At 50.4% G+C, this 23294-nt stretch carries 21 protein-coding genes; 5 read left to right on the top strand and 16 right to left on the bottom strand.

Annotated elements, in window-relative coordinates:
* Positions 1-4: 4 nt before the first annotated feature.
* The gene (locus ACJJIN_RS07265) at positions 5-1369 is read right to left on the bottom strand and encodes a TolC family protein (protein WP_444897499.1); all 1365 of its coding nucleotides are present in this window, start codon (positions 1367-1369) and stop codon (positions 5-7) included.
* Positions 1370-1453: 84 nt separating this feature from the next.
* Complete coding sequence (locus ACJJIN_RS07270) at positions 1454-1846, bottom strand: hypothetical protein (protein ID WP_444897500.1); 393 nt, start codon at positions 1844-1846, stop codon at positions 1454-1456.
* A gap of 222 nt (positions 1847-2068) precedes the next feature.
* Here ACJJIN_RS07270 and ACJJIN_RS07275 point away from each other — a divergent pair, with 222 nt between their 5' ends.
* Positions 2069-3001, top strand: a complete 933-nt coding sequence (locus ACJJIN_RS07275; protein WP_444897501.1) for a DUF2092 domain-containing protein — start codon at positions 2069-2071, stop codon at positions 2999-3001.
* Entirely contained in the window at positions 2998-3486 is a 489-nt protein-coding gene (locus ACJJIN_RS07280; protein ID WP_413662207.1) for a hypothetical protein, read from the top strand. The genes ACJJIN_RS07275 and ACJJIN_RS07280 overlap by 4 nt, the downstream gene beginning before the upstream one ends.
* 39 nt (positions 3487-3525) lie before the next feature.
* Here ACJJIN_RS07280 and ACJJIN_RS07285 read toward each other — a convergent pair whose 3' ends face one another.
* Positions 3526-3729: a zf-HC2 domain-containing protein gene (locus ACJJIN_RS07285; protein WP_282933051.1), complete on the bottom strand. Its 204-nt coding sequence runs from the start codon at positions 3727-3729 to the stop codon at positions 3526-3528.
* Between the two features lie 2 nt (positions 3730-3731).
* The gene (locus tag ACJJIN_RS07290) at positions 3732-4349 is read right to left on the bottom strand and encodes an RNA polymerase factor sigma-70 (RefSeq protein WP_282933052.1); all 618 of its coding nucleotides are present in this window, start codon (positions 4347-4349) and stop codon (positions 3732-3734) included.
* Positions 4350-4752: 403 nt separating this feature from the next.
* Here ACJJIN_RS07290 and ACJJIN_RS07295 point away from each other — a divergent pair, with 403 nt between their 5' ends.
* Positions 4753-5799 (top strand): methyltransferase domain-containing protein, encoded by a 1047-nt coding sequence (locus tag ACJJIN_RS07295; RefSeq protein ID WP_444897502.1) that lies wholly within the window; start codon positions 4753-4755, stop codon positions 5797-5799.
* A gap of 25 nt (positions 5800-5824) precedes the next feature.
* Here the strand turns inward: ACJJIN_RS07295 and ACJJIN_RS07300 are convergent, their stop codons facing one another.
* Together ACJJIN_RS07300 and ACJJIN_RS07305 are read right to left on the bottom strand one after the other, a co-directional pair.
* Positions 5825-6817: a hydrolase gene (locus ACJJIN_RS07300; protein WP_444897503.1), complete on the bottom strand. Its 993-nt coding sequence runs from the start codon at positions 6815-6817 to the stop codon at positions 5825-5827.
* A gap of 34 nt (positions 6818-6851) precedes the next feature.
* Positions 6852-8105 (bottom strand): MFS transporter, encoded by a 1254-nt coding sequence (locus ACJJIN_RS07305; protein WP_444897504.1) that lies wholly within the window; start codon positions 8103-8105, stop codon positions 6852-6854.
* 77 nt (positions 8106-8182) lie between these two features.
* On the opposite strand from ACJJIN_RS07305, the gene ACJJIN_RS07310 reads away from it, so the two are divergent.
* Positions 8183-9430, top strand: a complete 1248-nt coding sequence (locus ACJJIN_RS07310) for an ArsB/NhaD family transporter (RefSeq protein WP_444897505.1) — start codon at positions 8183-8185, stop codon at positions 9428-9430.
* 9 nt (positions 9431-9439) lie between these two features.
* On the opposite strand, the gene ACJJIN_RS07315 is transcribed toward ACJJIN_RS07310, so the two are convergent.
* The 4 genes from ACJJIN_RS07315 to ACJJIN_RS07330 form a co-directional block, all read right to left on the bottom strand.
* Positions 9440-9934, bottom strand: a complete 495-nt coding sequence (locus ACJJIN_RS07315; protein ID WP_444897506.1) for a DUF411 domain-containing protein — start codon at positions 9932-9934, stop codon at positions 9440-9442.
* Positions 9918-10886: an L-histidine N(alpha)-methyltransferase gene (gene egtD, locus ACJJIN_RS07320; protein WP_444897507.1), complete on the bottom strand. Its 969-nt coding sequence runs from the start codon at positions 10884-10886 to the stop codon at positions 9918-9920. The genes ACJJIN_RS07315 and egtD overlap by 17 nt, the downstream gene beginning before the upstream one ends.
* Positions 10887-10888: 2 nt before the next feature.
* Positions 10889-12193: an ergothioneine biosynthesis protein EgtB gene (egtB, locus tag ACJJIN_RS07325; protein WP_444897508.1), complete on the bottom strand. Its 1305-nt coding sequence runs from the start codon at positions 12191-12193 to the stop codon at positions 10889-10891.
* 362 nt (positions 12194-12555) lie between these two features.
* A complete protein-coding gene (locus tag ACJJIN_RS07330; RefSeq protein WP_444897509.1) occupies positions 12556-15105 on the bottom strand; it encodes a TonB-dependent receptor in 2550 nt (849 codons plus the stop codon).
* A 355-nt stretch (positions 15106-15460) separates the two neighbouring features.
* Between ACJJIN_RS07330 and ACJJIN_RS07335 the strand changes: the two genes are divergently transcribed.
* Positions 15461-17758: a penicillin acylase family protein gene (locus ACJJIN_RS07335; protein WP_444897510.1), complete on the top strand. Its 2298-nt coding sequence runs from the start codon at positions 15461-15463 to the stop codon at positions 17756-17758.
* A 22-nt stretch (positions 17759-17780) separates the two neighbouring features.
* On the opposite strand, the gene ACJJIN_RS07340 is transcribed toward ACJJIN_RS07335, so the two are convergent.
* From ACJJIN_RS07340 to lolA, 6 genes are all read right to left on the bottom strand, one after another.
* Entirely contained in the window at positions 17781-18044 is a 264-nt protein-coding gene (locus tag ACJJIN_RS07340) for a hypothetical protein (RefSeq protein ID WP_282933064.1), read from the bottom strand.
* Between the two features lie 64 nt (positions 18045-18108).
* Positions 18109-19503 (bottom strand): siroheme synthase CysG, encoded by a 1395-nt coding sequence (gene cysG / locus ACJJIN_RS07345; RefSeq protein WP_444897511.1) that lies wholly within the window; start codon positions 19501-19503, stop codon positions 18109-18111.
* Positions 19504-19595: 92 nt separating this feature from the next.
* Positions 19596-20879: a serine--tRNA ligase gene (gene serS / locus ACJJIN_RS07350; RefSeq protein ID WP_282933066.1), complete on the bottom strand. Its 1284-nt coding sequence runs from the start codon at positions 20877-20879 to the stop codon at positions 19596-19598.
* A gap of 47 nt (positions 20880-20926) precedes the next feature.
* Positions 20927-21301, bottom strand: a complete 375-nt coding sequence (gene crcB / locus ACJJIN_RS07355; protein WP_282933067.1) for a fluoride efflux transporter CrcB — start codon at positions 21299-21301, stop codon at positions 20927-20929.
* Between the two features lie 19 nt (positions 21302-21320).
* Positions 21321-22664: a replication-associated recombination protein A gene (locus ACJJIN_RS07360; RefSeq protein ID WP_444897512.1), complete on the bottom strand. Its 1344-nt coding sequence runs from the start codon at positions 22662-22664 to the stop codon at positions 21321-21323.
* Complete coding sequence (gene lolA / locus ACJJIN_RS07365) at positions 22657-23268, bottom strand: outer membrane lipoprotein periplasmic chaperone LolA (RefSeq protein WP_282933069.1); 612 nt, start codon at positions 23266-23268, stop codon at positions 22657-22659. Before lolA ends, ACJJIN_RS07360 begins: the two co-directional genes overlap by 8 nt.
* Between the last annotated feature and the right edge of the window lie 26 nt (positions 23269-23294).

A 23294-nucleotide genomic window follows, 5' to 3' on the forward strand; every position in this document is an offset into this window, starting at 1 on the left:
AAATTCATTTGCTGTTATCAGCAGCTACAGCCCCTAAAGGTCGGGCAGTTAATCTCTCAATTTCCGCGCCATATAAATGGACAGATCGCGCCGCAACAATTCGGGAACGCTCAGCATCGAGCAACTCCTCGCGGGCAGAAATTAATTCAACATAGGAATAGCGACCACGGCGATAAGCCCGGCCCACTTCGGAGAGCCCCTCGCGCAGCATAGGGATTACGGTGTTTTCCATTTCATCGACAGTAGCCAAGGCTTGTTCCCGGCTTGTTACCGCCAGGAAAAGTTGGGGGTAGAGTTTTAGTAGCGCCGCCTCTCTCTCTAGCTGAACCTGCTCCAACTCAGCCATCGCAGAGATTTCCCTGCCCCGGTTGCGTCGACCGGTGAAAAGAGGCACGTTAATGCCCGCCACCACCGCATTCTCATCATATTCGCGGTCGATACGGTAACCGGCATACCAACCGATATCCGGCTTCGACTTCGCCTGCGCCAAGTGCAGTTGCGATGTGCGTAATCGTTCTTCCGAAGCGAATCGAGCAATGGCAGGGTTTTCCTGAGCTCTTTCGTACAACACCTCGAAACTCGCACCTGGCTCAAAACGAAACAGCACACTGGAATCAACAGTAAAGTCTTGTGTCGGCTGCCCCCAAAGTGCAGACAATGCGTACTTGTAGTAGGTCAGCATTCTCTCCTGCGCCTCAGCAGCCAAAATGGCTTTTGCCAACGCGGATTCTGCCCGCATGCGTTCAGCCACTGGCGAAGCTGCGGCATTCACCCTCGTAGTCACCACTTTCAGCGTTTCTTTGGCCAGTGAAACTTTTTCTGCTTCAAGAGCAAGCAACTCCGCGGCAGCAAGTACCTGGGCATAGGCTCGAACCACCTCGGCCAAGACATCTAACGCAGTCGCCTGCTCATCAGCAATCAAGAGATCCCGTTGGGCATTAACTACATCAATACGCGCTTCGCGTTTTCCACCCAACTCAATAACTGACGACAGTGAGGCGGTCAGTTCAAGCTCGGTATACTCATCATCGTCGTCATCACTTGGAGGGCCCGGGAGGCCTGGAGGCCCGGGAGGGCCGTTACCTGATGAACCATCGTCGTAGGTTGCATACTCAGCTTCAAAGCCAAAATCCCAAGCAGGACGCTGTTTTGCGGTGAACTCAGCACCATCCAAAGCCCATTGCTGAAAAGGAAAAACTGCAATTTGGGGGTTTTGTGCCAGCGTTCTCTGTATTGCCTCTGGCAGTGTTAATAGCTCCCCTTTCTGCGCAAAAACAGTTTGCGCAGATAAACTCAAAGTGGTCGCCAGCAAGAATTTAGCGGCTGCACGACCCACCACGCCCCTAAAGAGCGTGTAATTAAAATCCATGGAATTCTCCCAAGTCACAACTCGATCAGCATGCGTGGGCAAAAGCTACATACTTCTATAGCGGCACACGCAGTATTTAACTAATCAGACTTGGGTTATAGGTGGGCGTAAAAGTGGAGAAAAATAACCTGAGGGCACAGCTGCACTGACTGCGTCACTGTAACTGATAGTACCCCGAAGAAGAGGTTGATAAGACTGCCCCAAAAGCCCGGTTGCATTAATTCCGTGACAATGGCAACAGTGATTACAGAAATCCAACGTCGGTGTAGATTGCTCTTCACCGGAGGAAGGCAGCGAGAAAGTGACGGAACCCCCATCAGGCTCGTCAGTAGGAGCTACCCCCTGGAGTTGATCAATATGATTTGAAGAGAAGTGGATGGTGATATCTTCTAGCTCATCATGACTGTCATAGAAGGCGCCAGCTGTCTGGAAAATCAGCAGCGCAATCAATAAAAATGACAGACGAACCACATTCATAGGAGCAGGCTAGTATCAATAATAGACCGACTCTAGCAAACATAACCCAGAGCCTCAATTGAATACGGCAAAAGTTTTGTAAAACAACAGCTTATTGACCAGCAATTCTGAATAGCCAGTCTCGTTTCAATACTCGTTTTTACGCAACGGCAGGCGCGAAGGTTCTCCTCTACACTGATTCAGATGCCACAACTATGGCTATGTATTGGGAGGTACCGGTAAATGCTTGCTTTTCAACCCTTTGGTGGCTTGGCTAGGGCGCTGATTCTTGCAGCGACGGTGGCATTAGCCCCTGCGATTGTCGCTCAAAACCCGACACCACCCCCGCAACCCGATAGCACTGGCCCCCAAGGCCAAACCCCGCCACCAGGGCACCCCTCTCAATCGACCGATGACAGCAATCCCCCCCAGCCACCAGGGCAAATGCAGCAAGGCAAACCTCCTCAAGGCCAAATGGGGGGCATGGAATCAAACGAACCCCTAGACCCCAAGGCGATGGCAACCTTGAAACGAATGGGTGACTACCTCGCCAGCCTCAAAATGATGATGTTTAACGCCGATATATTCACTGAGGTCGTTCTGGAAAATCAGGAAAAGCTCCTGATTGGCGGTACCGTCAAATATATGGCAATGCCACCCAAGCAACTGCGTGTAGACCTGAAAACAGATTCTATTACCCGTCAATTTATTCACAATGGCGACAAGTTCACCGTGATTGCTCCCCGCGATGGTTACTTCGCAGAAATGGAAGCACCCCAGCCTACAGCGGAAGTTTTGACCAAAGCCGCCAAGGATTACGGCATTGAGATTCCTTTTGCCGACCTCCTCGAATGGGGAAGGAAGGAAAATGTTTGGTCCGGTATCAAAGAAGGCTTTCTGGTAAACCGGCCTATGGTTGACGGCCAAAAAACCGAGCACTGGGCATTTCGCTCTGAAAACCTGGACTGGGAAATCTGGATCAAGGCTGGTGACAAGCCCCTGCCCCTGCGTATTTCAACAGTGAATACCCGCGACCCCGCCAAGCCGCGCTTTATTGCCACCTTGAAATGGATGGAAGCCAAACCTGGTGCCGCCGGGCAATTTACCCCTTCCACCGACAAGCTCAAGCAGATCCAGTTTAAGAAGGCGGAACCCAATAAGGAGGCCACACCATGATGCATCGCAACGGTCAAAAGACGGGTTTCCTTGCACAACTGGTTGTACCTGCCCTGGTCACGGGGGCACTACTGACTGCATTGGCCAGTCCCTCAGCCGAAGCCTTTGGTCGGTTTGGTGGTGGTGGGGCTCATTTCAATATTGGGGGACATTTTAATGGGATGCGTCCGATGGGTGGAGGCTTCCACGGTGGCTATGCCCCGGGGGAGTTTGCAAGGCGCTTTCCCAATCACCCCCCATTTCACCCCCATCATCCACCCTACCCACCGCCCCCTTGGCGCCCCCACTACTGGCCCTACCCGGGACCAGCATTTTGGGGTACGGCAGCAGCCGTAGGTGTCGGCGGGTGGTTATATACGTTGCCTCGCAGCTGTGTTGCAGTAACTGTTGGTAACGTTACCTATGAGCACTGCGGGTCCTACTGGTATGAACCGCACTTTGTCGGCGGCCATATCGCCTACCGCCCGGTTCGCCCTCCCCGCTAGGAACGCCAATATTGGATAAGTGGCCCCAAGTGCGAAATGCTATTTTTCGTTGTCAGCTTTCTCGGGGCCACCCTGAGCATAGGATTTGGTGATATGCCTGAGGGTCTTCATCTGCTTGCCGAAATTGCGGCAAGGTGTGCAAACCGCCAGATGTAACTTCAGGCTCGCCTTCTCGGAAATGAGCAGGTCCCTCTCCTGGGACTCAGACATCAGCCTCGTGGCTTCCCGGCAGGTCTTCATCATTGTCACTTCTCCACACCAAACCAGTTATCTTCCAGACACTCGCGCAAGCGAAGGCGCGCCCTGTGCAATGTGACATTTAAGTTGCTAACGGTAATCTCCATGGCAGCACAGATCTCATGGCTTTCCAGCTCAATAAACTCCCTCATCATAAAGATCTGCGCTTGGCGCGAGGGAAGATGGCTGAGACAGGCCTCAAAGATCCGCCAGAAATGCTTATCGTGAATTGCCGACTCAGGATCAGCCCAGCGTTTGGGCTTTTCATCCTTCTGCCAGTGCCCCGTCTGATCAAACAGCTCATCGTGATCATATTCTTCCCTATCCCCACGAACCAATTGATCCGCATCTACGAAGCGCTGTCTCTGTCGCAATATGTCGGCAATCTTGTTCTTGAGAATGGCGAAGACCCAGGTCTTCAAAGCCGAGCGACCGGAAAAGCTACGCGAGTTCTTTAGGGCACCCATCAATGCTTCCTGAACAGCATCCTCAGCCAACTGCGTATCCTGCAACTGCAAACTGGCAAAACGCAGCATCTGCTGGCGCAAATCCACCAGGAACTGCGAATTCTGTAAGGAATCCTCGGCGGACTCTGTCGAAGCACTGGGAGCTAGGTGATCGCTCAATTACGTTCCCTCATAATATCGAAGCGGAGAGAGTCGATATTAACGAAAATAATGCGATTCTCTACAAACCAATTCCCACTGGCGCCAAAAGGCAATTTTGCTGATTCTGAAATATCTAGTGCATCATGCTGGTATTTTTGTGCCAATTGAGACTTTTCTGCTTTACCCCGCCTCTTGAGCCAGAATGAGTGAAATATCATGCCAGTATAGAGCTCTGCATCAGTTTCGAAAGCGGAAACCTTTGGCCAGAAGAACCTCTAACTCCTCAACTCTTCCGTGATTCCTCTGGTTTTTAGTCGAGGGAACCGCAGACTTGTTACACTTCCTCAGCAAAATTACAAAGAGCGCCAATACCGGCGCAACTGCACCTTTTTGGTTAACCCCCGCAATAGGTAAAGAGCCAATGCACGATTTAGTACAGGACTACTACGGACGCCAACTAAAGAACTCTTCAGACCTGAAGACCAATGCCTGTTGTGATCCCAGCGATATGCCAGAGTGGCTAAAACCATTGCTGTCCAATATTCATCCCGATATTCTATCCCGCTATTACGGCTGCGGACTTGTCTGCCCTCCGCTTTTGGAAGGCTGCCGGGTACTGGATCTTGGCTGTGGCTCAGGCCGGGATATTTACTTGCTCTCCCAGTTGGTAGGCCCAAAAGGTGAAGTAGTAGGTGTCGATATGACGGAAGAGCAGTTAGCTGTGGCCAGGCAGCACCAAGCCCATCACGCCGACAAGTTTGGCTATGACAATGTCCGCTTCCTGCATGGCTACATCGAAAAGCTGGAGGAACTGGAATTAGAGCCTGAAAGCTTTGATGTGATCATTTCCAATTGTGTGGTTAACCTTTCCACAGACAAAGATGCTGTACTCAAAGGCTTGTTCCGGCTGCTGAAACAAGGGGGAGAATTTTACTTCTCCGATGTCTATGCCGACCGCCGCATTCCCCCCGCAATTAGCTCTGACCCCGAACTATTCGGCGAGTGTCTTGGGGGCGCACTCTACTGGAATGACTTTCTGGAAATTGCTCAGGGCAGCGGCTTCCGCGATCCACGCCTGGTGGAGAGTCGGCCATTACTTATCACCAACCCAACCCTGGCCCAGCGCTGTGGATCAATTCGATTTTTTTCCGCCACTTATCGATTGTTCAAATTAGCGCAACTGGAAAAAGACTGTGAGGATTACGGCCAAGCAGTGATTTACAAAGGCACACTACCGGGCTCTGCCGATCAATTCGTTCTCGATGGACACCACATTATTGAGACCGGACGAGTATTCCCTGTGTGCGGTAATACTTGGAGAATGCTCGCAGAGACCCGTCTCGCACCCCACTTCGAGTTTATTGGCGATTTTTCACGGCACTTTGGCCTGTTTCCCGGCTGCGGCAAGGAAATGCCATTTGCCAGCGACACTCCCGAAGCGGATCAATCGAGTACCCAGTGCTGTTAACCCTGAGCCTGGAAATGGGAGCCCCCTAACGGGCTCCCTTTGGAAACCCAACGACTGCCCCCAAAAAGTAGGGTATTTTTTTCTCCAGCCAATAACTGGGGCTCCATACCGTCCCATCTATAAACCCTACATGCCCCCCTCGATCACTCACCGCCAAATCGACAGCAGAACTAACTTCGCTGGTTACAGGTATCGCTGATGGACAAATAAAAGGATCATCAACGGCGTTGATAATCAAAGTCGGCGTGCGAATATCTTTGAGTAAAGGCTTACTGGATGCCTGGGTGTAATACTCATCCACATCACGAAAACCATGTAACGGCGCAGTGAAAGCATTGTCGAAATGCCTGAAATCGACAAAGTCCTCACTGCAATTGAGATCGGGTAAGGCCGCAGCCAACTGTGGGTCTTTCGCCTTATGAAGCAGGCTCAAACGAAGCCCGCTAATCAGGTGGCGCTCATAAAGGTGGGATATACCAGTGTTGATGTAGCGACTACAGGCATGGAGGTCCATTGGCGCCGAAACAGCAATCCCAGCGGCTACCTGCCCGCGGCCACCATCTTCACCTAACATTTTCAGAACAACATTTCCGCCCAATGAGAAGCCAACCACGGCAATCGTCATTAATGGAAACTGTTTCTTAAGTTCACTAACCAGCCAGCGAGGATCTTCAGTGTCACCACTGTGATAGGCCCTCGGCAACTTGTTAGGCACACCACCACAACCTCGAAAATGCATTACAGCGACCTGATAATGGTATGCCAGAAGGGTTTCCATCAGCCCCTGCACATAGGGCGACTCTACCGAACCTCCCAAACCGTGAAGTATCAATACCAGAGGATAATCGGGATCATTGCGTAGCGGCCTGGGAAAATGCAAAGAAAGGCGATCGCCATCAGGCGTTTCGTACCAGCGGCAATCTGTCTCAATCCAGGGGGTGGCGCGGTGAAAACGACTGAATACGGTCTGAATATGTCGATTGCCAAGGCCTGGGGCTGGAGAAAAAGAATTAACCATAGATTTCTATCAATAGTCGAAACAACCGGGGCTATCAGTTTCCTGCTGATGGTTTAGGGATTGTTGCCCCTTTCGTTTCTGGGACAAAAATCAGAAAAAATGTACCGGCGATCAGAGCAATAGCTCCCAAAGTAAGAAAAGCAACGCCATAGCCAAAATACTGAACAATATATTCCGCAGAAAAATTACTACATGCCGAACCAATTCCCACCAAGGCGGCCATAGCGCCCTGGGTAACATTAAAGCGGCCCGTACCACGTGTCAGGTCGGCACACATTAAAATAATAATGACGCCAAATATACCATTAGCCACGCCATCCAGGGATTGAATTGCTACCAGGAAGTACGGATTGTCCGTAGACATAAACAACAGCGCCCGTACCGGATTGATAAAAAAACCGATAAGGAAGATTAGCTTGCGCCCCCAGGTATCCGCTTTGGCCGCACACAGAAAGGACATCAGCATCATCATAAACTGGGCGGCGATGATACAAGCTGATGTAAAGGCAATAGCTATATCGGCATTCGAGTTAATCGACAGTTTCTGACTCACCAAGGGCAACATCGCGGCATTGCCAAAGTGGAATAGAAACACGCTGACAGCCAAAGCGACCAGGCGCCGGTCAGACAGCAGTGACTTAAAGCCTGACGGCTGCGCTTTGCCCTCTACATCCTTGTGCTCTCCGCCCCGAGCACGGATATGATCGATAGATTTTCCCGGAATAAAGGCTACCGAGATCGCCATAAGGGCACCCATAACCGCCATCAACCAGAACACCCCCTGCCCGGAAATAGTCAGGGCAAGAATCGCTGCAAGTCCAGCAGCAAAGACATTGCCCGCATGATTGGAGGCCTGGTTGGCACTGGTTTGATAGGTAAAGTTTTTATCGCTGGTAACCCCGAGTGTGATTGCCGCAATAGAAGGAGCCACGAAGGCAATTGCGCCTCCCATCAAAACTTGGGAGAGATAAATCAATGGCTTGTGGCTGGTAAATTCCACAATAGTGATAGAAACAATACCGATAATGATCCCGCAAGTGGCAATAAGCCCTCTCTTAAAGCGAGTACTATCGATAAATGCGCCAGCAGGTGTCTGCAGCAGTACAGTGGTTACCCCGCCAATTGCCAGGACAACCCCAATATCTCCCGGCTTCCAGTGCATGGCTGAGAGCAGGTAAATAGCCAAGTATGGTCCCAAACCCGCAACCACATCTCCAGCAAAGAAATTCGTAAAGAGAAGAGGTTTGTTTAAACTCTTATGAATGGCCTTGTTGGCACTCTGCTGCACTGGATAGAGCCTCAGAAAAATAGCAATGCTGAAAACCAGAGTAGCAGTTGGGACTAGCGACACTCGGATAACGATAGATGTCTATCAGCTTAACCGTCTCGGCAATCATCTTTATCCTAATAGCCGTGCGCCAATGGCTACCGTCTGCCGTTCGTATCTGGCACATCATGACCCTTGGCGCAGTAGCACTTTTGGCCTTGAGGCAAATCACACTTAAAGATGCATTCTTTGCAGTGGATTGGGACTTAATCCTCTACTTATTCTCTGTATTTTCGATTGCATCCGCTCTGTACGACACAGGGATTTCAGCACAAATCAGCAGGCGAATACTCTCCCGTAAAAACCCCAATACCATACTGGCAAGCTATGTCCTGATCATGGCCGTCTGCGCCGCCCTTCTCACCAATGATGCTGCAGCAGTGATTGGTGTACCCATCGCTCTATTGATGACTAGGGATATGAACTGGGGTGTTGTACCCCTACTTATTTTACTTTGTGCCACCGTTACGATCGGCAGCATGATCTCCCCAGTCGGCAACCCACAAAATATCTTGATTGCCAACGCAGGGCAGTTTGACAATATGTTTCTGGTATTTGCCGAGTGGATCTTTATCCCGGCAGCAATCACCATGCTGCTGTCGATTCTTTGGTTAAAAAGGTTTCTTAAAGTTGACGAACCCAGTCACAATGTAGGCATTCAGCATCGAGAGGACAATGAGATAGCACAAAAATGGCCACCTCTATTGTCGGCAGCCCTTCTGGTAATTCTAATAGCATTAGGCAGTGTACTTCATAACGTAGAAGGTATTTACCACCCAACCTTGGGTCAAATAGGCTTGGTCGCCTGCTCACCCATTTATCTGGCGAGTCATGAAAGAAGAAGAATACTGAGAGAAGTAGACTGGCCCACCCTCTTTTTCTTTATTTCTATGTTTATTGTGACCGGCTCACTACTCAAGTCCGGATCACTACAGTTTTTTCTGCACAAGAGCGGGATTAATCTGGCTGAACCTGAAACCGTAACTTTTGTCAGTTTTTTTGCCAGCCAACTGTTTTCCAATGTTCCCGTAGTGGAAATCTACCTGAATCTGCTACATGAACACGACACTCAAACACTTATGATGCTATCAGCCATATCTACAGTTGCTGGTAACCTATTTATAATCAGCGCAGCCAGCAATGTAATAGTGCTGCAGCAGGCGGAAAAATTTGGTGTGCAACCATTTAACTTCTGGCAGTTCTTTTTATTGATGTTGCCGGTAAGTGTTATCAGTGTGGCAGCGAGTTATCTCTATATTATTTGGTACAGCTCGCTACAGACCTAAAAACAAGAGCTAACTCTGGGGCTTCTCGACTCGGACAAAGGGGCGATAGTCTCCCCCTTCCAGCAGCAGATAAATATTGTAAGGTTCAAACTTTCCATCCACTTCCATTCCTGGGCTACCAACGGGCATCCCGGGTACTAATAGACCGATTCCATCCTCTGGAGGAGAGGAAATAAATTGCAGGATATGTTTGACGGGAACATGGCCTTCAAAAACATATTTGTTGTGCCACACCGCCGTATGGCAACCCTCCATCCCCCGAGGAACACCCCATTGCTGCCGAATTTTGGCCATATTCAGCTCAGAACTGGTAGATACGGCAATGTCGTTACCCCGTAGATAATCCACCCATTTGTTACAACAGAAGCAAAGCGGATGTTTATACACAATAAAACTATCGGCATCCCACTGTTTTTTTTCCTCCGCACCAGCAAAACTTGCTGGTGCGGCCAATATCACCAGTGAGAAAAGGAGACCTAAAACCTCCCTAGATAGCCTGGGCATAGTGAATAGCATAAGATTCAGAGGAATCAGTCCAGTGGCGAACAGGTTTAAAGCCGCCTTTCATCAACAGGGTATTAAAACTACTCACTTTATATTTATGGCTATTCTCGGTATGAATAGTCTCCCCTTCCGAAAAGACGATTTGTTCCCCAGCGATTGCGACGCTTTGATCCCGGAGGCTAACTAAATGCATTTCTACGCGTTGTCGCAATGGCTGATAGAAGGCGCGATGAGAGAAAGATGACAAATCAAAGTTGCCTCCCAACTCACTGTTAATTCGTTGCAGGAGGTTCTTGTTAAACTGCTCCGTAATATGCTCACTATCGTGATACGCCCTCTCCAGCACAACTGAATCTTTAACTAAATCAGTTCCGATAAGCAGGCCGTCTCCCGCTCTCAAATTTGCCGCAAACGTCTCCAGCAATTGCTCCGCCCTATCCGGCTCAAAGTTTCCAATTGTCGAACCAGGAAAAAACACCACACGTTTTTTTGACTCAATATTCGACAGATTGTCCCATACTTCGGCTTGAGTAAAGTCACCCACTTCCGGCCAGATAGAAATATGAGGTAAGCCTTTTTTAATTCGTTGCCCCGCCAGATAGAGAATCTCCGGGGAAATATCGATGGGATAGTATCCGCTAGGGCTTTTTAATAGATGCAGTAGGCCCTCTACTTTTTCGCAGTTGCCTGCACCGGGCTCCACCAGTAGTGCCCCTGGGCCAATTTCCTCAGCAATATCCGGTAGATACTGACTGAATATCTTCGCCTCAGTACGGGTTAAATAATAATCGTCTACATCACATATTTTCTCGAATAACTGAGAGCCAAGTTCGTCGTATAGGTATTTACACGGTAGTGTTTTCTGATCTCCGGCCAACCCCCGTAACACATCATTGAGAAATTCATGGTCTTGTTGTGAACTTTCCTGCATCGATGATACGGCTGCTTTCACATTTAGTCTCCTGCCAAACGGATACCGGTAAATTGCCACGACTGGTGTGGATAAAAGAAGTTGCGGTAACTGATCCGGATATGGTCAGCCGGGGTTGCAAAAGATCCACCGCGAAGAACCTTTTGGTTACACATAAACTTTCCGTTGTACTCCCCTACTGCATCCTCCCGGGCTCTGAAGCCCCGATAAGGTAAGTAAGCGCTGGAAGTCCACTCCCACAAATCCCCTAAGAACTGCGTTTGCCCCCGCTGCGCCTGCAATGGCCTAAAGTGACGTTTTTCCAGGAAATTAGCTGATGCCATCTGATTCGGCTGGCGTAAATGGCAAGCAGCTGCCTCCCATTCAAATTCAGTAGGCAATCGTTTTCCAGCCCAGGTTGCGAAAGCATCTGCCTCATAGAAAGAAAGATGGCAGACAGGCTCAGCTGGATTTAAGGGTAGCAACCCATAGAGGGAGTACTGATGCCAACCATCACTGTTCAGCCGCCAATAGGATGGGTGCTTTTGCTGATTTTTCTGCAAATGCAGCCAACCATCCGAAAGCCACAGCCGATGCTGTTCATAGCCACCATCCTCTATAAATTCAAGATACTCGCCATTGGTAACCAATCGGGAGGCAATCACAAAGTCATCGATAAACTGCTGATGCTCAGGGCCTTCATTATCAAAGCAGAAAGCATCCCCATCACTCCCTATCCCATAGAAGTCCTTGGGTATGCTCAACCATCGCAGTGGTTCCAGCGCCCCGTCTTCATCTTCAGGAAACATAACCCTGTATGCCGGTGCCATGGGGTTAGTTGACAGCGCATGCTTGATATCGGTCAATATCAATTCCTGGTGCTGCTGCTCATGATTCAACCCCAGCTGGACCAACGCGGCCAAATTTTCAGGAATCGGGTACTCACTGAGCATCCGGTGCATGGAGTCATCGATAAACTTTCGATATTCATAAACCTGGGCACTATCCGGACGCGAAATTAGCCCCCTGTTAGGGCGTGCAAAGGGGGTACCCAAACTGTTGTAGTAAGAGTTGAACAGGTGGTTGAAGTGTGGGTTAAATGTTTGATATCCCCGCAACCGGTTGGCAAGGATAAAGGTCTCAAAGAACCAGCTCGTATGTGCTAAATGCCATTTGGTAGGACTGGCATCCGGCATAGACTGTAGCTGCATATCCTCCGGGGATAACGGCAACGCGAGGTTCTCTGTCTCTGCACGAACTTTCTGGTAATCACTGAGAAGTTGATGTTGTACTTCCTCTAAAGTTACTTCACCGACGTGTATTGCCATATTAGTAATCAACTGCGACACATTTCTTCTCTATTGAAATCATCATACGCAGTTTTAGGTGTAAACCTAGAGGCTAGCTATTCAACAGAAGGGTATATGCGCCAGTTTATTTTTCTCTTGAAGGGTCAATAAAAAAAAGGGCCGGATAAACCGGCCCACTCTCTCGTCATGCTGACAGGAATAACTTAATAAAATAGAGCAAAAATTGTTTTATGTAATATTTCTTTCAAAATTTAGACGCAATTTTCACAATCTAAACGTTTTTTATAGGCTACTGCCGGAATAAGGGGCTCTAAATAATCCCACAATGCCCCTGTGGCCTTTAAATGCCCTCCCAAGGTCGACAACAGCACATCCCTGTGCCGTATTAACCCATGGGTTAATTAAAATCGGACAGTTAAATCCGCACCGTACATTCTCGGCATAAAGCGCCAAGCGGGACTGGCACCAATGGCTGCACCGGTACCACCATAACCGCCAGCAATTTCTTCATCCGTCAAATTTTGTATCCATAGCGCTAAAGAATAACTATCTGAAGGGCTGTTCCAGGCCGCCCGCAGGTTGAACAACTGATAGTCTTCCACGATACGTGTCCGATCAGTAATCGAACCAATTCGCTCATCTGTCCAGTTATAATCGCCACGGAAAATAAACTCCCCGCCAGATGCAAGGTCCACTGTGTATTCAGCCATTAGGTTGAATTTATTCTCTGGCGTTGATACCCGAGACTGGCCTACTTTCGAGTCCTCTTCAGTCTCACCAATGGCTTCGATGATCTGGTAGTCAGTAAACTCTGTATCCAGGTAGGAGTAATTACCGGCAATAAACAAGCTCTCTGTTACTGCCCACTGCACTTCGATCTCCGCCCCAGTACCCTCTGCATCCGAATTCCGCAAGTTATAACTAGGAATAGGAGTACCCACCAGATCCAGCTCCTGCAAATTGTTGTATTCGTAGGTGTAAATAGAGGTATTCAAGCGTACTCGGTTGTCGAACAGGCTGCTCTTAAGACCAACCTCCAGGTTAACGACATCTTCCTGATCAAAAGACGACTCAACCCCGGGACCAAAATTAAGACTATTGAATCCACCAGCTTTAAAACCATCCGCCAGGGAGACATAGGTCATCACATCGTCATTCCAGCGGTAATCCAGCACTATACGACCGGAAAGGTCGCTCCAGCTATCGCTCAACTTAGAGTCCAAAACCGGCTGGCCATTGTTGAAAAACACAATGCCAAACAACTGGGACCCCAAATCGACCTCAGGCAGGGTTACAGTGCCGATTACGTTGCCATCTCCGTCAACCAAGCGCACATCTCCGCCGGACAGTGACAGAGGAATACTGTTGCCATAAGCCGTCTGGATGGTGAAATCTTTTTGATCGTAGGTATAACGAGCACCGATAGTCAGGTCCATCTTATCGGTAAGGCTCCAGGTCATATCACCGTAAATAGCACTGGAACGGTAATCACCTGTGTTGCGGACACTCTCCCCCCAATGTGCATCCGAGGCTATCCAGGGATTGAAGCCCGCCATCATCTGTCCGACTACATCTTCCGCATAGAGCATATCGCCAGTTATACCAGCAGCGCCTAACTGAGCGAGTAACGCATCCACCTGGCCTGTTTGCAGCATCAGGTCATAGACAAAGGAAGCGCTGGCAATTCCCTCCAACCCCGCCTGCTGCAGCTGCGCACGGGTGATAACCGCTAAGTCCTCTTGCTCGGTTTGGGTCAGGTCCGGATAGGCAGCCTTTACCCCTTCATAAACGGCGAAGGATTCTACCGATCCGGTAGTGAAATTGGCATAAGTGGTGTGATCCACCTCTTCTTCGGAGTAAGAAGCTCCCAGAGTCCATTTGATGGTATCTGTAGCACCATTGAGACGGAATTCTTGAGAAAATTGGCTTTGATCATCAGTATTAGCGGACCCAAACATATAGTCCGGGTTGGCGGTACCATCCTCATCCTGCTGCAGGTGGGCATCGAATTCGCTGTAGGCAGTAATCGAAGTAAAAGTGAAATTATCGAAATCTTTGGTAATTGTCAGTGATGTGCCAAAGGAATCACGATCCTCAATGGTCGGGGTATCCAGGGCATAGTCGCCAAAAACATCCGTTTCATCTTTAAGGCTGGGCACTATGGTTGTTCGCAAAGCGCTGCCTTGATCCATAATCCCGTAATTGGCGCGCCACAGCACCTCGGTATCCGTCGCCGGCTCCCACAACACAGAGGCGCGGTAGGTCTGAGTATCCTGATCCCCTACAGAGAACCCATTTGCTAAATTATCGGCAAATGGATCGCGACGATTTGTCGACGCCGAAAAACGACCATACAGGTTGTCACTAATCTGGCGATTAACCAAAAGATCCGACGACTGGCGCCCATAATTACCGGCAGTTAGATTTAATTCTGTAGAATCATCCGCCTGCGGTTTGGTGGTAATAATGTGGATCGCACCACCGGTGGCATTGCGCCCGAATAGTGTGCCCTGAGGCCCCTTGAGGACTTCAACCCTCTCAATATCGGTCAGCGGTATCTCGGCACCTGCACTGCGGCCGGTATAAACCCCATCCACATAGACCGCCACTGCTGGATCAGAGCCTATGGTCCAGTCATTAGTTTGCACGCCGCGAATACTGTACGTTGGTTGCAGGGCGGTATCATTGTGCATTTCCACGCCCGGCGTATATTTCCCCAAGTCAGTCAAATTTTTGACACCGGCTTCTTTTATATTTTCCCCGGTGAAGGCGGAAATCGCGATAGGTACGTCCTGTAGGTTTTCCGCTCGCTTCTGCGCAGTAACGACAACCTCCTCAATTTCCGCAGCGTGAACGTGAGAGCCGACAGCGGTGAGGAAAGCAATGGTTCCAGAAAGAATGGAAAGATTGAATCTACGGTTTGTTACATCTCTACCAACATCGTGCATCATCGCGTCCTCGCGTTTATTGTTATACAGCCTGATGTTTTCGATTTCTTGTTGTTTTTGTTATTGCACGCCATCTTACGGTTGCGTTTTCATATTGAAAACCCTGCGATGACTTTTTTCTTGTGACCAGTCAGTTCTTCGAGAAATAGCAGTGAATGACAGGAAAATCCTATAATTTAAAGCTTGGGTTTTGTCACTAAAAGTTACTCTTTGTATCGCTTAGTAACTTTGCGAGTGAAATTAAAATTGCACAAAAAAGTGCTACCGACATTAACTCAGAGATTTTGCGGCCACCACAATGACAACATTTCCATTTCTCAAGCGGTATATGCCAGCAATAATTTTCAGCCTATTGGGTTTGATAATTATATTTTTAATTGGCTCCTGGATCTGGCTCCGACAGAGCTTGCCTTCTCTCGATGGAACCATTACCACGGGTGAATTAAAAGACCCGGTTGTTATCGAGCGCGATTCACAGGGAGTGCCATTAATTCATTCTGAAAACCGAAACAGTTCGGCCTTCGCATTGGGCTTTTTACACGCGCAGGAACGTTTTTTCCAAATGGATCTGTTGCGGAGAAGTTCTGCTGGGGAATTATCAGAATTACTGGGCGCATCCACTATAAAACACGATCAAAAGGTACGTTTACATCAATTTCGCCAGCGAGCAGAGCGAAACATTGCTGCGATGCCGACGGAACAAAAAGCCCTTCTGGATCAATATATCAACGGTATTAATTTTGGCCTCAACCAGCTTCCCGCAAAACCCTGGGAGTATTTGTTATTGGGTCAGGAACCGCGCCCCTGGAATTCTGCCGACAGCCTGTTAACGATCTACAGCATGTACCTGACGCTACAAAGTGAACGCGGTAGTTATGAACTTCGCGACACCGCTTTAGCCGAATTGCTTCCAGCAGATCTCTACGCTTTCTATTTTCCCCAAGGCGGGCGATGGGACGCACCACTATTTGGCGAAGCACGAGAAAAAGTCAGCCTCCCAGAAACGCCGATTTCTGCGCTTTTAGATGAACAGGACACTATCGTTTATCAGGCGATGGAGAGTGATGACAAAATTTACGGCAGTAATAACTGGGTGGTCGGCGGTAATTTGACAGCGCACGGTGGAGCCATTCTTGCCAACGATATGCACCTCGGGCTGAGTGTTCCCAATATCTGGTTCCGAGCAGGCTGGAGCATACCTGGCACCAACCGATTTGTCCGTGGCGTAACCCTTCCAGGCGGCCCAATTATGGTTGCCGGAAGCAACGAATTAGTTGCCTGGGGATTTACCAACACCGGGGGCGACTGGAGTGACCTGATTCCACTGGAACTCAGCGAAGACGGCAATCAATATAAAACGCCTGAAGGCTGGAGGAATTTTGCCTATGAAACAGAATCTATCGCCGTCAAAGGCAGCGACCCAAAAACCATAGAAGTTCGCACAACTATCTGGGGTCCCGTTATCGGTACAAACCACGATGGCGTTCCTCTCGCATTCCGCTGGGTTGCTCACGACACTCTGGGCGGCAATATGAACTTGATTGATATGGAAGTTGTTCGTACCGCCGAAGAAGCTCTGGAGCTTGGCCCCACCATAGGCATCCCCCACCAGAACCTAGTGGTTGGCGATAGTAACGGCAATATTGGTTGGACTGTGGCTGGCGCTATTCCCAAGCGAGTCGGGTTTGATGGCAGTCGATCAGTCAGCTGGGCAGATGGTAGTGCCTATTGGGACGGTTATTTAAGCCCCCAGGAGCACCCCCGCCTGTATAACCCAGAGTCAAGCCGAATCTGGAGTGCCAACGCTCGAATCGTTGATGGGGACTATCTCAAACTCATGGGCAACCACGGCTATGCGCTCGGCGCACGTCAGCAACAAATTCGCGAACGGCTTTTCGCTCAAGAAAAATTCAATGAGCAGGACCTTTTAAATATCCAGCTCGACGATCAGGCAGTTTTTCTCGAGCGGTGGCAGCAACACCTCCTCACCTTACTTGAAGATCAGCAAGACTACCGCGAGGTATATATACAGATTCAAAATTGGGGAGGCCGAGCCGCCATCGACTCCGTAGGCTATCGCATCGTTCGCAACTATCGCCTGAAGTTGATGGAGCTTACGACAGCGCCCATTTTGACTTACATGCGCCGCTATCAGCCCAAGTTTTCTTTCGGCCAACTCAAGCGCCAATTTGAATACCCACTTTGGGAAATGGCTCAGCAAGAGCCAAAACAGCTTCTCAACCCGGATTTTGAATCCTGGAACGCGATAAAGCTCGCCGCTCTGGATCAAGTACTGGAAAAAATGAATCGCAGCAATCAGCCCCTTAAGCGTCAATCCTGGGGTGCTGAAAATACGGCAAAGATCCAGCATCCACTGGGCAAAGCAATACCACCGCTGAATTGGTTCCTGGCAATGCCTGCGGAGCCTCTCGCTGGAGATACCCATATGCCCCGCTTCCAGTCTCCCTCTCATGGCGCATCCCAGCGCTTAGTGGTTTCACCGGGCCGGGATGCAGACGGTATTTTCCATATGGCCACAGGTCAGAGTGCTCATCCACTCTCACCATTTTTCGGCAACGGCCATCAGGATTGGGTAAAGGGAAACACTTCATCATTTATTGAACGCGAGCCTCGCTACCGACTCACGTTAAATTAGAGGTACCGCAGGGACGCTAAAGTCAGGCAGTCTCATCGAGAATTGCAAAAGACAGAAACGTGGTGAAGAAGGCAAGACTCACAACGAAAGGCAGCACTGGAAAGCACAACATCAGTGCCGCCGATATAATCCAGAGGTTTCTCACCCAACTCTTCTTTTGCTGGTAGTGGTAGGTGTAGCGCCGGGTGTGACTGTCTAGCTGTGCAGGAATTGCTATTTCACGGACCGGTGGGAGAAAAAAGCGCACAGCATTGGTGCAATAAAAGCGAATAAATGCAAGCAGCATATTGAACACCACTCTGAGAGTACCTTTTCAGTATAGGTACTCTCGGCGTCATTGGGTCCCTGCCTTAATCTTCTCGATTTGGCTGATACCACTGAAGCTTTTCATGCAAGCTCACTACCCCACCAATGATGGTGAGTGTTGGCGCTCGAACTTCACTGTTTTCAGCAAGGGCCGGCAAGCTGCTCAAGTCACCGACAACTACTCGCTGGTCTCGCGTAGTGCCCTTTTCAACCAAGGCCGCCGGCGTATTCGCATCGAGCCCGTGTTTAATCAATTCAGCACAAATAGTTTGTAACCCCGTAAGCCCCATATAGAAAACCAGGGTTTGTGCTGGGCCCGCAAGTTCTTGCCAAGGGAGGTCCAACTCACCCTCTTTCAGGTGCCCGGTAATAAAGCGCACAGATTGAGCGTGATCCCGGTGAGTCAGTGGGATACCAGCGTAACTGGCACAACCAGAGGCCGCTGTTATTCCCGGCACCACCTGAAAGGGAATCCCCGCCTCTGACAACTTGTCTATTTCCTCACCGCCTCGACCAAAAATAAAGGGATCGCCTCCCTTAAGCCGCAAAACTTTTCTGCCTTGGCTGGCCAGATCTACCAACAGCTGATTGATATCGTCTTGTGGCACCGCGTGGAAAGCCTTGCGCTTACCCACATAGATCCGCTCTGCATCCCGACGCACCAACTCCATCACTTCCGGTGAAACCAACCGATCGTAGAGCACCACATCTGCCTGCTGCATCAAGCGCAGTGCGCGAAAAGTCAGCAGGTCTGGATCTCCCGGACCTCCACCCACCAGGTAAACCTCACCCACCGGATTGGGGCTCCCCTGCCAGTCTTGTAGCGCATCCACCAGCGCCTGCTCTGCATCTGCTGGTTGCCCCGCCTCCATGCGATTGGCAACGGGGCCGGCAAAAACCCACTCCCAAAAATTCTTGCGGCGAGACTCTGGCAACGCTGCCTTAACCCTATCGCGCATTCGCGCCGCCAAAGTCACCAGCGGTCCCAGACCCGGCGACAGCAGAGCTTCGAGCTGAGCCCTGATTCTGCGCGCCAGTACTGGAGCCGCGCCGCCACTACTGATACCGATCGATAGATCTCCCCGCTCCACAATGGCCGGGAAAGTAAACGTGCACAACTCTGGCGCGTCCACTGCATTGACAGGTAAGCGCTGAGCCTGGGCATCGGCTGAAACCTGTGCATTCACGGACTCACTATCAGATGCAGCAACGACCAGCCCCGCTTTCTGTAAATACTCGCTCGAATAAACTGATTGAAACCATTCCCCACCAGAATCAGTCACCATTTGCTGAAGCTCATCGGTAATTTCCGGGGATACCACCAATATCTGTGCACCCGCTTTGTGCAATAAACGAGCTTTACGGGTGGCAATGGAGCCGCCTCCAACAATCAAACAGGGATGATCTTTGACATCAAATGCGAGGGGTAAATAACGCAACTTCTTATTCCATCAAATAGCGGGCAAAGTGAAACTCATGACTACAAACAAAAAAGGGCGAACTCTACGCTCGCCCTTTTGGAGTGCTACGCTCAGGAAGCTGAGATCACTTCCTGGCCTCGCATATAGGGCCGCAATACTTCCGGCACCTCTATACTGCCATCCTCGCGCTGGTAATTTTCCAGAACAGCGATAAGGGTACGACCCACGGCAAGGCCGGAGCCATTCAGCGTATGCACCAATTCGGGCTTATTGGTTTCCGGGTTGCGCCAGCGCGCCTTCATTCGGCGCGCCTGGAAGTCACCTACCAGGGAGCAAGAGGATATCTCGCGGTACTTATCCTGGGACGGAATCCAAACTTCAATATCGTATGTCTTTCGAGCAGAGAAACCGATATCGCCACCGCAGAGAATCACTGTGCGGTATGGCAGGTTCAGCTTCTGCAAAATGGTCTCCGCATTTTGCGTCAGGGTTTCCAGTGCCTCTTCAGACTGATCCGGGCGCGCCACCCAAACCAGTTCTACCTTTTCAAACTGGTGCTGGCGAATCATGCCACGAGTGTCGCGGCCGTGAGAGCCAGCTTCAGAGCGGAAGCAGGTAGTGTGAGCAACCAATTTATGCGGCAGGCTAGCACTGTCTTCAACAATATGATCGCGATACATATTGGTGAGGGGCACTTCCGCAGTCGGGATCAGGTAAAAACCACGATCATCCTCGAGCTTAAACAGGTCTTCCTCAAATTTAGGCAGCTGGGAAGTGCCGTACAGGGAATCAGCATTCACAACAACCGGCACATTGGTTTCCTGGTAACCATGCTCTTCGGTGTGAGTATCCAGCATAAACTGTGCCAACGCGCGATGCAGACGCGCAACATCACCACTCATTACCGCAAAGCGGGAGCCGGTGAGCTTCACTGCCATCTCGAAGTCAAGGCCACCAAGGTGTGTGCCCAGGTCTACGTGGTCTTTAACTTCAAAGTCAAAAGTACGCGGCTGGCCCCAGCGGCGAACTTCTACATTATCGTCTTCACTCTCGCCTTCAGGCACTGAGGCATCCGGCAAGTTGGGAATCGCAGACAAGATTGCATCCAGCTCTCCCTGCAATTCTGTCAGTGCATGTTTGGCATCTTGCAACTCACCACCGAGGGACTCCACTTCTTTCAAAAGCGGGGCAATATCTTCACCATTCGCCTTGGCACGGCCGATATTTTTCGACTTGCTATTGCGCTCGTTTTGCAAACTCTCGGTGCGCACCTGCAATTCTTTGCGGCGTTCTTCAAGGGCTTCAAGTTTGGCAGTATCCAGTTCTACACCGCGCTTTTTCAGGGCAGCGGCCACCTGGTCCATATCCGTGCGAATCAGTTTGGGATCGAGCATCGTTTCCAGTTCGCCTGTTATCAGGCTCCTACAACAGAGAAGTTAAATTAAAAATACCGTGTCGCCAAAGCGACAGCAGCAGCGGTGGCCAACAAACAACCAACAAGGCTGCCGACAATATAGCCAAGGGCCACCAGCGGCTGGCCATTGTGCCACAGTATCAGGCTTTCGAGGGAGAAAGTGGAAAAGGTTGTCAGTGCGCCAAACATGCCGGTCATCAACAGTAGACGCCATTCCTCCCCCAACATGGCGCGGTGAGCGATCAGTACATAAACAATACCGATCAAAAAAGAGCCTGTTAAATTGACAATGATGGTTCCTAGCGGAAACCGACCCTCAAATACCGGAAAGCTCCAGATACTCACCAGGTGGCGAAGAACTGCCCCAAGTGCGCCGCCCAAGGCGACTGCCAGCCACTGCATTTAGCTGCTTCCTTTCTATCTATTTAGAGTTTCTGTAACGCTGCTTGTCACTCTCGCGATTTAGTCGGCGCAGAGTCTGCAATTTTTCTGAAATTTTTAACTCCAACCCTCGGGGAACCGGCTGGTAGTACTCGCGCTCAGCAATCTCTTCGGGGAAGTAATTCTCTCCCGCAGCAAAAGCATCGGGTTCGTCGTGGGCGTAGCGATACTCCGCACCGTGGGACAGGCTTTTTACCAGTTTGGTAGGGGCATTGCGCAAATGCACTGGCACTTCGTAACTGGGCTCGCGACGAACATCCGCCACGGCACGATTGTAAGCGGAGTAAACCGCATTGCTTTTTGCCGCAACCGCCAGGTAAGTAATGGCTTGGGCAATTGCCAGCTCGCCCTCGGGGCTCCCCAGTCGTTCCTGCACATCCCAGGCATTCAGCGACAACTGCAAAGCCCTCGGGTCCGCATTGCCGATATCTTCACTAGCCATACGCACGACACGGCGAGCGATATATAGCGGGTCGCAGCCTCCATCCAGCATCCGCACAAACCAGTAGAGCGCCGCATCCGGGTCAGACCCCCGCACTGATTTATGCATGGCGGAAATCTGATCGTAAAAATAATCGCCGCCTTTATCAAAACGGCGAACATCGGCACTGAGCACCTCGGCGAGCACGTCTTCATCGACAATCAGTCGCCCGGCCTCCTCTTTGGCCAGATCGCATGCCACTTCCAGCAAGTTCAAAGCACTGCGGGCATCCCCATCGGCAGCCCGGGCAATCTTGCCCAACACTTCTTCGGGAATGTTGACGCTCCGCTCGCGCAACTGCTGGTCAGTTTGCAGGGCGTAGCGCAGCAACCCCAACAATTCCTCTTCGGGAATACTGCGCAAAAGATAGACCCGGCACCGGGATAGAAGCGCATTGTTCAACTCAAAAGCCGGGTTCTCCGTAGTCGCCCCGACAAAAGTCACAGTGCCCTCCTCCACGTAGGGAAGGAAGGCATCCTGCTGAGCCTTATTAAATCGATGCACTTCATCGACAAATAAAATAGTGTGTCGGCCCGACTGTATCCGGTGCTGTTCAGCTTCGGCCACCGCCTGGCGAATATCTTTCACTCCGGCGAGTACCGCAGACAGAGTGGCAAATCGAGCATCGCACTCTTCAGCTAGCAACCGCGCAAAAGTGGTTTTGCCAACACCGGGTGGCCCCCACAAAATCATTGAGTGCAGTTGGCCGCGCTCTACGGCCTCCCGCAGAGGTTTGCCCTCCCCCAATAAATGCGACTGGCCCACATAGTGGGCCAGGGAATTCGGCCGCATACGGGCCGCGAGGGGTTGGTGGGTTTTGGGAGTATCGAACAGATCACTCATCTTTAATAATGTCAGTACCGGCCGGGGGCTTAAAATCAAATATAGAAGCGGATAGTTTTGGGTTCGCCTCCATACCACTGAACTGAATTTCAGTGGTTTGTCCCATACCATCGCGCACGGTCATTGCCGACGGCAAGCCATTTTTGGCAAATCGAATTTCCATGGCTTTAAAAGGGGCCGAGGGGTTCTTGGGGGTCAGGTGATAAACCCCTTCTTTCTGGCTCACATTAAACGAGCCTCGAATTTCCTCTACTTTGCCCCCCAGTAATAGGGCTGGGGTATCCTTAATACGGGCATCCACCGGGCGAACTGTCACCTGCTCCAGGTCCGGATCGTACAGCCAGAGCGTCTTGTTGTTTGTCACCAGTAACTGGGGGTAAGGCTCACCGGTTTTCCAGCGCAATTTGCCCGGGCGCTGCACAGAAAAGCTACCATTGCTCTTCTGTGTGACCTCACCGCGCTCGTCGATCAATGTCTGTTTGAAATTACCCGAAATCGCTTCCAACGGCTTGAGTAAATCGCTCAGGTCATCTGTGGCATCAGCCCAGGCCGCGCTGGCGGTAACACTGATTGAAAGCAGCAGACCCTGCAGAATTCTTTTCATAGTGGAGTCCCAACGTATTGATTTCC

Source organism: Microbulbifer maximicatervae (SeqCode), assembly GCF_052467505.1.

What these genes read in the sequence shown, in the direction of transcription:
- ACJJIN_RS07275 (WP_444897501.1), top strand. Translation starts at nt 2,069, where the DNA reads ATGCTTGCTTTTCAACCCTTTGGTGGCTTGGCTAGGGCGCTGATTCTT.
- ACJJIN_RS07295 (WP_444897502.1), top strand. Translation starts at nt 4,753, where the DNA reads ATGCACGATTTAGTACAGGACTACTACGGACGCCAACTAAAGAACTCT.
- ACJJIN_RS07285 (WP_282933051.1), bottom strand. Translation starts at nt 3,729, where the DNA reads ATGATGAAGACCTGCCGGGAAGCCACGAGGCTGATGTCTGAGTCCCAG.
- lolA (WP_282933069.1), bottom strand. Translation starts at nt 23,268, where the DNA reads ATGAAAAGAATTCTGCAGGGTCTGCTGCTTTCAATCAGTGTTACCGCC.
- crcB (WP_282933067.1), bottom strand. Translation starts at nt 21,301, where the DNA reads ATGCAGTGGCTGGCAGTCGCCTTGGGCGGCGCACTTGGGGCAGTTCTT.
- ACJJIN_RS07360 (WP_444897512.1), bottom strand. Translation starts at nt 22,664, where the DNA reads ATGAGTGATCTGTTCGATACTCCCAAAACCCACCAACCCCTCGCGGCC.
- ACJJIN_RS07300 (WP_444897503.1), bottom strand. Translation starts at nt 6,817, where the DNA reads ATGGTTAATTCTTTTTCTCCAGCCCCAGGCCTTGGCAATCGACATATT.
- ACJJIN_RS07340 (WP_282933064.1), bottom strand. Translation starts at nt 18,044, where the DNA reads ATGCTGCTTGCATTTATTCGCTTTTATTGCACCAATGCTGTGCGCTTT.
- ACJJIN_RS07270 (WP_444897500.1), bottom strand. Translation starts at nt 1,846, where the DNA reads ATGAATGTGGTTCGTCTGTCATTTTTATTGATTGCGCTGCTGATTTTC.
- ACJJIN_RS07265 (WP_444897499.1), bottom strand. Translation starts at nt 1,369, where the DNA reads ATGGATTTTAATTACACGCTCTTTAGGGGCGTGGTGGGTCGTGCAGCC.
- ACJJIN_RS07280 (WP_413662207.1), top strand. Translation starts at nt 2,998, where the DNA reads ATGATGCATCGCAACGGTCAAAAGACGGGTTTCCTTGCACAACTGGTT.
- serS (WP_282933066.1), bottom strand. Translation starts at nt 20,879, where the DNA reads ATGCTCGATCCCAAACTGATTCGCACGGATATGGACCAGGTGGCCGCT.
- ACJJIN_RS07310 (WP_444897505.1), top strand. Translation starts at nt 8,183, where the DNA reads ATGTCTATCAGCTTAACCGTCTCGGCAATCATCTTTATCCTAATAGCC.
- ACJJIN_RS07330 (WP_444897509.1), bottom strand. Translation starts at nt 15,105, where the DNA reads ATGATGCACGATGTTGGTAGAGATGTAACAAACCGTAGATTCAATCTT.
- ACJJIN_RS07315 (WP_444897506.1), bottom strand. Translation starts at nt 9,934, where the DNA reads ATGCCCAGGCTATCTAGGGAGGTTTTAGGTCTCCTTTTCTCACTGGTG.